This window comes from Longimicrobium sp. (assembly GCF_036387355.1).
In the GTDB taxonomy this organism is placed as follows: Bacteria; Gemmatimonadota; Gemmatimonadetes; order Longimicrobiales; family Longimicrobiaceae; genus Longimicrobium.
The window spans coordinates 33,615-42,405 of record NZ_DASVTX010000392.1 but is presented as its reverse complement, the minus strand read 5'-3'; the positions used below and the strand labels follow the sequence as shown (position 1 = coordinate 42,405).

Annotated in this window: 13 protein-coding genes; 1 reads left to right on the top strand and 12 read right to left on the bottom strand. The window is 66.3% G+C overall.

Annotated elements, in window-relative coordinates; translation table 11 throughout:
* Positions 1 to 152 precede the first annotated feature (152 nt).
* The 5 genes from VF665_RS17260 to VF665_RS17240 all read right to left on the bottom strand — a co-directional run bounded on the left by VF665_RS17260 (position 153) and on the right by VF665_RS17240 (position 2,652).
* On the bottom strand, positions 153 to 605 hold the full coding sequence (locus VF665_RS17260; protein WP_331054692.1) for a GNAT family N-acetyltransferase: 453 nt from the start codon (positions 603 to 605) through the stop codon (positions 153 to 155).
* A gap of 33 nt (positions 606 to 638) precedes the next feature.
* On the bottom strand, positions 639 to 1,109 hold the full coding sequence (locus VF665_RS17255) for a hypothetical protein (RefSeq protein ID WP_331054691.1): 471 nt from the start codon (positions 1,107 to 1,109) through the stop codon (positions 639 to 641).
* A 191-nt stretch (positions 1,110 to 1,300) separates the two neighbouring features.
* A complete protein-coding gene (locus VF665_RS17250; RefSeq protein ID WP_331054690.1) occupies positions 1,301 to 1,714 on the bottom strand; it encodes a hypothetical protein in 414 nt (137 codons plus the stop codon).
* Positions 1,715 to 1,847: 133 nt separating this feature from the next.
* Positions 1,848 to 2,060 (bottom strand): DUF4287 domain-containing protein, encoded by a 213-nt coding sequence (locus VF665_RS17245; protein WP_331054689.1) that lies wholly within the window; start codon positions 2,058 to 2,060, stop codon positions 1,848 to 1,850.
* Between the two features lie 76 nt (positions 2,061 to 2,136).
* Positions 2,137 to 2,652, bottom strand: coding sequence for a DUF1697 domain-containing protein (locus tag VF665_RS17240; RefSeq protein WP_331054688.1), 516 nt, complete (start codon positions 2,650 to 2,652; stop codon positions 2,137 to 2,139).
* A gap of 376 nt (positions 2,653 to 3,028) precedes the next feature.
* On the opposite strand from VF665_RS17240, the gene VF665_RS17235 reads away from it, so the two are divergent.
* Positions 3,029 to 3,274: a hypothetical protein gene (locus VF665_RS17235; RefSeq protein ID WP_331054687.1), complete on the top strand. Its 246-nt coding sequence runs from the start codon at positions 3,029 to 3,031 to the stop codon at positions 3,272 to 3,274.
* A 667-nt stretch (positions 3,275 to 3,941) separates the two neighbouring features.
* Here the strand turns inward: VF665_RS17235 and VF665_RS17230 are convergent.
* The 7 genes from VF665_RS17230 to VF665_RS17205 all read right to left on the bottom strand — a co-directional run bounded on the left by VF665_RS17230 (position 3,942) and on the right by VF665_RS17205 (position 7,557).
* The gene (locus tag VF665_RS17230; protein WP_331054686.1) at positions 3,942 to 4,334 is read right to left on the bottom strand and encodes a hypothetical protein; all 393 of its coding nucleotides are present in this window, start codon (positions 4,332 to 4,334) and stop codon (positions 3,942 to 3,944) included.
* 232 nt (positions 4,335 to 4,566) lie between these two features.
* A complete protein-coding gene (locus tag VF665_RS17225) occupies positions 4,567 to 5,052 on the bottom strand; it encodes a VOC family protein (protein ID WP_331054685.1) in 486 nt (161 codons plus the stop codon).
* A gap of 78 nt (positions 5,053 to 5,130) precedes the next feature.
* Complete coding sequence (locus tag VF665_RS17220; protein WP_331054684.1) at positions 5,131 to 5,487, bottom strand: hypothetical protein; 357 nt, start codon at positions 5,485 to 5,487, stop codon at positions 5,131 to 5,133.
* 56 nt (positions 5,488 to 5,543) lie between these two features.
* Entirely contained in the window at positions 5,544 to 6,017 is a 474-nt protein-coding gene (locus tag VF665_RS17215; protein ID WP_331054683.1) for a hypothetical protein, read from the bottom strand.
* Between the two features lie 615 nt (positions 6,018 to 6,632).
* Complete coding sequence (locus tag VF665_RS17210; RefSeq protein ID WP_331054682.1) at positions 6,633 to 7,004, bottom strand: VOC family protein; 372 nt, start codon at positions 7,002 to 7,004, stop codon at positions 6,633 to 6,635.
* A gap of 114 nt (positions 7,005 to 7,118) precedes the next feature.
* Entirely contained in the window at positions 7,119 to 7,343 is a 225-nt protein-coding gene (locus VF665_RS25940; RefSeq protein WP_349263147.1) for a type II toxin-antitoxin system HicA family toxin, read from the bottom strand.
* A 1-nt stretch (position 7,344) separates the two neighbouring features.
* Positions 7,345 to 7,557 carry a type II toxin-antitoxin system HicB family antitoxin gene (locus tag VF665_RS17205; RefSeq protein ID WP_331054681.1) on the bottom strand — a complete coding sequence of 71 codons (213 nt, stop codon included), beginning with the start codon at positions 7,555 to 7,557 and terminating at the stop codon, positions 7,345 to 7,347.
* Positions 7,558 to 8,791: the final 1,234 nt, after the last annotated feature.

Genomic DNA, 8,791 nt, shown 5'->3' with positions numbered 1-8,791 from the left:
GGCGCCGACAGCGCCACCAGACACGCCAGCACGAGCGACATCCGCATTCTCGTCATCCTCCCAGGTGTTTGCGAGGGGATCGGCCGGCGCCCACCCGCCCGCGCGTTCTGCCCATCCAGGCGTTCACTGGTCGTGGGACGCCCGCATGGGGCTCATTGGATCAGCTTGCGCATCAGGATCTGCGGACCAGCCGTTCCTTCGACGACACCGGCCGTGCGCTGGTACCCGTGCCGTTCGTAGAACGCCGCGCCCGTCAGGCTGGACCCGACCTTCAGCTGCGCCACACCCTGCTCGCGCGCGATGGATTCCAGCCGCTCCAGCAGCGCCGTGCCTACGCGCCGGCCCTGGTACTTGGGGACGATGAAGAACGTCACCAGTTCATCGTTCTCCAGCGCCGCGGTGCCGATGACCTGCCCATCCTCTTCGGCCACCAGGCAGGTGCGGTCCCGGTTGATCTGCTCCACCTTCTCCGGCGAGAAATAGTCGATCAGCGGCTCAAGCTGCTCCATGGGATAATCCGCCGCATTCGACACCCGCATGGTCGTGCGGATGACCTCCGAGACCGCCTGCGCATCCGACGATCGATACGGCCGGATCTGGACCATGCACCCTCGGCGGCGTCGGTGGCGGCGGGGAGATCAGGGACGCGGCGGATTGCGCGCGATCTCCAGGCGCACCCACTGCAGCCACCAGTCGTCCGCACCGTGAATCTGATTGTTCGTCGGCGCCAGAAGCATCCAGTACGGATCCAGTCTCACACCGTGCTCTGACGGATTCAGCAGCAGAAGGTACTCGCCCCCGGTCTGGTACGTGAACGCCATGCAGGTGCCGCCCGACCGGCGCAGGTAGGACCGGTGCGGGATCTCGGTTTCCTCCTCTTGCGGCCACGCATCGTCTTCGCGGATGACGCCGTACAGACGGAGCGTATCCGGGACGCCCCTGCCTCGCAGGACCTCGTCGACGCTGAAAGCGACGAACGTGGCGTCCTGCCGCGGATCCTCCGCGGGAGGCGCAACCTCGCCCAGGGCGGTGGCGCGCGCGATGACCCGGGATTCCCCAACGATGTTCTGCGTGCGTGCGATGGAGAACGAGATGGGCGGGCCGCCCACCGTGCAGGGCAGCGCGGTGCCTCCCGCCGGCCGCGAAGCACCCGGAACCGCGGCGAGCAACAGAAGCGAGACGGGTACGATCAGTCCACGCATCGTCACCTCCCTCGGGAAACGTGCGGAGGGCACAGGCCGGGGGAAGAGCATCGCCGGCCCGCGGCGGCCGGAGATGATCGGCAGGAGCGAAGACCGGTTCAGGACGCCGGCTCGCTCGGCGCCGGGGCAGGCGTGGCGAGCGTGGACCGGGCGTGTTCATGCGCGCTCCGGACGAGATTGCGGATGGTGATCCGCGGAACGGGACCCAGCCTTCCCGGCAGTCCCCAGACTTCGGTCCACGGGTACGTTCCGCTTCCGGGGCGGCACTGGCGCTCGTCCAGCGCACGCTCCATGTACCGCTCCAGGAGTTCCACGTACCTGTGGTGCGGCACCTCGGAGGGGACTGCGCCCGCGGGCGGCTCGCTCCACCCTTCGGGAAAGCGGGTGAGCAGAACGGCCTTGCGGCGAAAGACCTCGCGCTCGGCGGCGCGCAGTTCCACGATCAGCAGAGAGATGTGCTCGTCGAGCGCACGGTCATCCAGGTGCGCGAGCGAGCGGTCGCCTTCAAACACGGGGGCACGGCAGAAAGGGGATGGGGCGGGCCGCACCGCAGGCCGGTGAGCCGGACGTACTCGCAACGTGCGCTGAGCCGCAGAGTCGCGCAAGCGCTCTCCGTGCCAGGCGGGCAGGCCCCAGTTGATGTATTTACTTCGCCCCGGCGAGGACGTACGCGACGATCGCGTTGGCGTGGCCGTGCCCCAGCCCGTGCTCCGTCTTGAGCCAGCTCACCCGTTCTATGTGCTTCAACTCCGGGCGGCTGCGCGCGAGTTCCAGCCAGTGCTCCATCGGCTTGCCGTACTTCTTTTCGATGGCGGGGAAGTAGGACGCGGGGCCCTTGGGCTTCTCGTCTGCCGGCATGCGATGATCGATGGTGGTGTTTGATGGAGAGGCGCGGGGACGGTGATCCGGCGCTGATGCAAACGCGGGGATTCCGCTACGCCGCCGCGCACTTCCGGACGGTGTCGAGCGTCCGGGTGGTGATGTCCTTTCCGAACGTCCGCTCCAGCAGCGTCATGAACACCGGGCCCTCGGGACTCGGCTCGTAGGCCGTGAAAACCTCGGCCGCCTCCATTTTCAGGATGCGTGCGCCGTCGCGCTCCACGGGCAGTTGCACGTCCTGGTTCCCGGGGTGCCGCAGGAACGTGACCACGCGCTTGGCCGCGGGCGGTAGGTGGAACTCGCCGAACGGATCGCGCGCCACGAGGTCGGCGAGATACGCAGCGGGCCGGATGATTGTGGGAAAGGCGTGCCCCCACGCCGCGAGCATCGCCTGCTCGGCCGTCTGCTCCAGCGCCGACCACTCCGACTCGCGCGTGGTGAACACGGCGTTGCCGCTGGACAGAACCGTGCGCACGTCCTCGAATCCCGCCGCCTGAAAGCACTCCTTCAGTTCCGGCATCTTGCAGTTCATCGGGCTCACCCCGCGAAGCAGCGCAACGTATCGAGGCATGGTGCGATGGTGGGAGTGGATTTCGTGACGCGAGCGCCCGGCCCGGAACGCGGTACGCGGAGCGGGGGCGTTCCTCGGGCGGAGTCAGGGCGCGGGCCTGCAGTCTCCCCGGCGGGGCGCTCGAACCGTGAGCACGGAATCCACGTTGATCTCGAACGCCGAGACTCCCATGTGGCCGTAGTGCCCGGGACCGACAACCTCCCCGCGCCACTCTACGTAGTACCGCGGGTTCCCGTATCGGTCTCTCCGCCCCTTCGGCCACACGAACCCCTCCGGGACGCTCCCCCGCCGCAGCACCGCCCAAGCGCGCCGCTCGTCATAGTTCCTGGTCCGGAGGGAGTCTCCGGGCAGGAACCACGCATCGGCGGCGCATGGAATGAACTCGCTGGATTCGAACCCGGGCGTCCAGTATCCCCGAAACGTACCGGGGATTCGGCGCAGCGGGCGTGGGTCGCACCCGTCGGTCGTGACCATCCAGTCCCGGCGGACCGCGGCCGAATCCTTGAAAGCGATGCTGTCCGATGCCATGGAATGCGCAAAGATGTTCATCGTCGCGCAGTTGACGCCAACCCGCCAGCGCCCCTCCGGCAGACTGTCCACCCGGTACCTGCCCGAGGATTGATCGATTGCTCCACACCTCGGGTAGTGGGTGCGCTCCACCGGTAGCGAGACACACACCACCGCCCGGGAGATCGCCTGTCCCGCCACAGAGTGCATCACCGTCCCCTCCAGAGCCGCCGGGCCCGTGGGGCGCTGCCCGTGGAGCCCGTGAGCCGTGCCGAGCACCAGGAGCGCGACGATACAGCGCATGCGGTGAGACCATGATCATGCTCCGCGATTCCAGATCTGGAAGGGGGCTGTCTGGCCGGCGTCCGCTGCGATCAGGGCTCCGCATCCTGCGTCGCGGTGGTCCGCCGGTGTCGCGCGTGCGGGGCTCCCCGGCCCTGAACTCGGCCCCTCGGCGTGCCCGACCATGCGGAGACGTTCTGCGCCTCACCGGAACGGATGGCGCTGAAGACTGCAGTCTCTGCTCAGCTGGGGGGCGTGTCAACCGTGGGCCGTTGCCGCCGGTTCCGGGCGGTTCCGGTCCACACTCCCGCGCTTCCACTTCTCACCGTCCCGCAGTGCACAAAACGGAGAACTGCAGTTAGGCGCAGTTCTCCGTTCCATGAACCTCCGCATCCGCGTCGCGCCCCTCACCTCACGTCTGGATTTCGCCGCACGCGTGTTCCCCCCCATCGTGCCCTCCCGCCGCGCACGACAGGTATGCGGCAGCCGCGCTTGCCTGCTCAGCAGCGCATGCGGGAGCGGGCGTGTGCGACCAGGTTGCCTGCTTCACGAAGCTGAACAAGCTCGTCCAGGAGCGGCCGCCGTGCCTCCGGGTGCGTCCGCAGAATGGCTTCGTACGCCTTGAGCGCACCCGCCACACCCGCGGCGTGAACGGTCCCCCGGTCGCGCGCCATGCCCGGGTTCTCGATCAAAAAGGCGCCGCTGGACAAAAGCTGCTGGGTAAAGATCTCCGTTCCATAGTTCTGGCGTGCGCTCGCGAGTGGGTCGAGCACGCCGCTGCAGACCGTGATGGTGATGTCCGGCGCGTCCACGAAGTAGCGGAAGAGTCGCTGACGCAGCCGTGCGGCACCGGCCTGCAGGGGATCGGCCTCCAGGCTGCGCACCTGCTCCACGACGCGCGACTTCTGCGTGCCCGCCCCGGAACCCGCGGCCGGAGCCGTGCTCCCGCCCTGCTGTCCGCCGCTCGCGCAGGCCCGAGGAGCATGGCCGCAACAAGAACCGGAAAAATCCGCATACACCACGCTGGGAATGAGGTGATCACAACCAATGGGGCCGTGAACGTGCTGTTGATCCGCCCCCGCGGCAAGAGAGCACGGCCCCCGAGCGCGCTGGCTCCGGCGAACATCATCCCCGGATGGCGGCCTCGATGGCTGCCACGTCGATCTTCTTCATCTGCATCATCGCGCCGAACGCGCGCTTCGCGACGTCGGGATCGGGATCGGCAATCGCCTGCGTCAGCACCACCGGGGTGATCTGCCACGACAATCCCCACCTGTCCTTGCACCACCCGCAGGCGCTTTCTTCGCCGCCATTGCCGATGATCGCGTTCCAGTAGCGGTCCGTCTCGGCCTGGTCATCGGTTGCGACCTGAAACGAGAACGCCTCGTTGTGCGTGAACGCCGGGCCGCCGTTCAGGCCCAGGCAGGGAATACCCATCACGGTGAACTGCACCGTCAGCACGTCGCCCTGCTTGCCGGACGGAAAGTCTCCGGGCGCCCGATGCACGGCGTCCACGGACGAATCCGGGAAGGTCGCGGCATAGAACCGCGCCGCCTCCTCGGCATCACCATTGTACCACAGGCAGATCGTATTCTTTGCGGGCTTCTGCATCGCGCTTCTCCGGTCCAGGTGATTTTCTGGGGATGCAGAACGCGGGGCTGTGCGTCTGCGGAGCACTGTGCCGGCCTTTTACGCCGGGTGACCGGCCGCACCAATCCGCCGCCGGAATTCGAATGCGCATGCCCCAACCACGCCCGCAATCAGGCCGGTCACGGGGGCAGCCAGCAGCAACGCGAGAACAACCGCGGGACCACGCCTCTCGGCAGCCGCTCGTCCGGTCAGGACGGATTCCGAAAGCTCCAGGAACACCGCAATAAAGGTGATGAGAACGGCGGCGCTGATGGCACGCAGCGTATTGCGCCATCCGCTCTGGCGGGCCGCGATCAGGTACGACGCACCCACGGTGATCGTCCAGCGCAGGACGGTCTGAAGGACGCCGGTCAATCGGATGTCGCGGTTCACGACCGCGTTCGTCACGAGCATCATCACGACTCCCACCACGACAACGCGAGTCAGCGAGAGGTGGCCCGAAGTTCTGGCGGTCACAGTGGGAATCGCGTTGATAGAGTTCGCTCCCGCGCTTCTGGCGCGCGCGGGATGTTCCGTTTGCCTGTGGCGGATGAAACCCGGCGGAACGTCGGCTGCAGCAATCTCTTGAAGCGCGGGCGGTTCCGTGGGATGCAGATCCTCCGGGCTCGGGAGCGACTGCGGAACGTCATCGGCCAGGCGTAGACCTCCAGACCAGCGAGGAAACCGTCCCGCTCATAGGCAAAGATCCCGCTGACATGTTCTCCTTCCCCGTAGTGGAAGTCAGCAACGACCTTCATCCCGCCGGTTGGCGGCGCTTGTCCCTCAATCTGCAGTTGCAGGCTGGGGCAGCCGCAGGGACAGCAAACCGGGGTGACGGACGCACGATCTACCTGCGGCAACAGGGCACGCGCCGCGGTTCCGCCCTGCACGAGCATCCAGCGGAGAAGGCGTTCTTCTTCTGTGGTCAGCCGCCGGTTCTCGATCACGTGTCGTCCAGAAGGGCAAGGCCGCGTGCGATGACGGCGTGCGCGCCACTTGACCGTGTGCCGCGTGCAGGCGGTTGTTCAGAGGCGTACGTGAAGGCGAGGACACACCATTTCGTCTCCTGCTCTGCGGAACAGCGCCTCGGTTTGGCCTGCGGGGATGAGGACGAGCTTTCGTGAGAGGGTCCAGCGACTTTCCAGAAAGGTTCCCGGCGAGGGTTGCCCCCGGCCAGATAGGCGCCGGTTCCCCCGTGGAGGTGCAGCGTATCGATAATCGCAAGCACAGACCCTGAGATGCAACAACAGCCTGCCAGCGGCCGGTCTGAAGCGCTTCTACATCGGATGCGCCCCGGGCGAAGTAGGCGAACGAGCCGTCGCGCCGCGGGCAGAGCGCTTCTCCGCCGTCCAGGCGGCGCGATTGATAGAAGCCAGACAGGTCTGTTCCTTCCCCCACCTTTGTGCAGGCCGAAGAAAGAGCCAAGGCACCCACGAGGGCGTAGCGCCGGATTCTACGCAGCGTCGCGAGTACAACCAGGGCTGCTCCGTTGCTCGGGATCGGCAGGGGAACGCGCATCGGCATGGCGTGGCAGAAGGCGCAGACATCAGCCCCGGCTCAGGTCAGCGGTGCTGGTCAACGAGCACGGGGTTGCCGTCGGGGTCCGCCACGACGAAGCTCGCGGGCCCCGTCGTGCTCTCGTCCGCTTCGCTCAGGAAGGCCACGCCCTGTGCCTTCAACCGGCGCTGCAGTTCGCGCACGTCCGTGAACGCATCCAACGGCTGGGCGTCCTGGTTCCATCCCGGGTTGAACGTGAGCATGTTCCGCTCGAACATTCCCTGGAACAGCCCGACGATGTGGTCGCCGTTCTTCAGAATCAGCCAGTTCTGCGACTGGTTCCCGCCAAAGACCTGGAACCCGAGCTTCTGGTAGAACTGCTTCGACGCCTCGATGTCCTTGACGGCCAAGCTGATGGAAAATGCGCCCAGTTCCATGTTCGTCTCCGTTGCGGGGATGCGGGTCAGCGGGCGAGCGGAAGCGTGCTTCCTGCAGGACGAGTCGGTCTCGCGGCCCCGTGTTGCTGCGGAGCGGCCAGGTGAACGCACCCTTCAGCGATGCTGGAGGAATTCGTTCAGAGTAAACCCGATATCCCCTGCAATGCGGCGGAGGAGGATGGGGGAGATATCCCGGCCAGAATGGAAAGGAACGGTGGTCGCCCGTCCGTCCGGATGGCGGAACTGCTTGTGGGAGCCTTTCTGGCGCACCTCTGCGAACCCGAGTTGCTCCAGAACGGCGGTAACCTCCCGCGGCTTTAGGACCGGAACGTCCCCCACGTCAGGCCGCGATGGTAACGGTGTGCGTGCCGACGAACTCGGCTTCCAGCCGGGGCTCTCCGTCCTCCAGCAAAAGCTCGATCACTTCACGGAGGTTGCGGTCGAGTTCGTCCAGTGTCTCGGCCTGCGTGTGTGCGCCTCGAAACCCCGGGATATAGCCCACATAGAGACCCGTATCGGGGCAGCGCTCGACGACGGCGGTGTATGTATGCATGCTTCGCAGGGGCTGGGGAGCGGACGCGTGAACGGATCAATTTAGTCGCTTCCTCAGCAAATGTCAGCCGTAGCCGCGCTTTGAACGCTGGCGGCAGGTTCGATCAGCACCGGGTCCGCGCCGTCCGCACCAAAGCTTGTTGTCGGCCGCGCCAAGCCGGAGCGGAACGTCCCGTCAGCGAAGCGCCGGCAGCCCGCTTGCAGCCGGCACGGAGTCGGTCGGCCCCGCGGCCCAGTGCTCGAACGCCCACATTTGTGTTGGTGCGAGCGAGACAAGCCGCCTCACCGCCGAACGACCGCGAAGCGTGAGCTGAATGCACCGGCCGCCGACCTGCTTCACGGTGATCCGAGCGTCAGAGAAGGCGGGATCCGCGTACGCCGCCTCCGAGCCGCTCCTGGGCGTGTCCCAAACGAACAGGCCATTGAAAGGCGCTCGAGCAAGGGCAGCATCGAGCGGCATCGTACGCGCGCGACGCGTTTCATCGCTGCGGAGGTAGGCCCCTACTTCGTAGCGCCGTCCCTGAGCTGTAAAGCGCATGCCCCACCCGTAGGGCAGCGAGCCAGTGATGTGTATGTCCTCTCCCGCGCGAAGCCGTTCCAGCGAATCCGGCGACAGGCCCAGAGGGTTCCACTCACCGTCGAGCCTCACGACCGAGCCCCGGACCGGCACTGTGAACACCGCCTTATCTTTGAACCATCGCGCTTGAGGGGAGCAGGAAATCGGGTGCGTTCCCGGCCGGACACACGCCGCGAGCAGAAATCCCGCAATCAAAACCGCGCTGAACCACCTCGAGCGATTCCGGAGATGCCGCTCACTCCCAAGCGGGTGACGTACAAGGCTCCATCCGCCCAGAGTTCGAAGCGTCAAAGTGCATGCCCTTGCTTGGGAGTTCATTTACCTCACATCGCGATTCTCATCACCGAATCCCAGAGATCACCTGTCCGGGGATGAATGTACTTCGGACCGGTTGGGCCGCAGCCAGCCCATCGAGAGTGGAGTGGGTCCGGCCGCCTGCCTGATCCCGCTCCTCACGTCGTGGGTTCTCTTCGAGGATCAGGTCACATCCCTCCAAAAGGTTGGCTAGAGTCGAACCCTATGCCTCCTGGACGATGCCGCGAGTAGCGCTTCAGCCCCAGCCGGAGGCTTCTTAGCATCCGGCAGCAAGCCCCCAAGAGTTGGATCTGCCGCACGCTCTTCGTTTGCCAGCCGGATCAATCGGGCGACTTCCCGGTTG

Bases quoted from the DNA above. Each gene is read 5' to 3' on its own strand.
- VF665_RS17260 (WP_331054692.1), bottom strand. From the start codon at position 605: ATGGTCCAGATCCGGCCGTATCGATCGTCGGATGCGCAGGCGGTCTCG.
- VF665_RS17245 (WP_331054689.1), bottom strand. From the start codon at position 2,060: ATGCCGGCAGACGAGAAGCCCAAGGGCCCCGCGTCCTACTTCCCCGCC.
- VF665_RS17240 (WP_331054688.1), bottom strand. From the start codon at position 2,652: ATGCCTCGATACGTTGCGCTGCTTCGCGGGGTGAGCCCGATGAACTGC.
- VF665_RS17235 (WP_331054687.1), top strand. From the start codon at position 3,029: ATGAACTCGCTGGATTCGAACCCGGGCGTCCAGTATCCCCGAAACGTA.
- VF665_RS17225 (WP_331054685.1), bottom strand. From the start codon at position 5,052: ATGCAGAAGCCCGCAAAGAATACGATCTGCCTGTGGTACAATGGTGAT.
- VF665_RS17220 (WP_331054684.1), bottom strand. From the start codon at position 5,487: ATGATGCTCGTGACGAACGCGGTCGTGAACCGCGACATCCGATTGACC.
- VF665_RS17210 (WP_331054682.1), bottom strand. From the start codon at position 7,004: ATGGAACTGGGCGCATTTTCCATCAGCTTGGCCGTCAAGGACATCGAG.
- VF665_RS17205 (WP_331054681.1), bottom strand. From the start codon at position 7,557: ATGCATACATACACCGCCGTCGTCGAGCGCTGCCCCGATACGGGTCTC.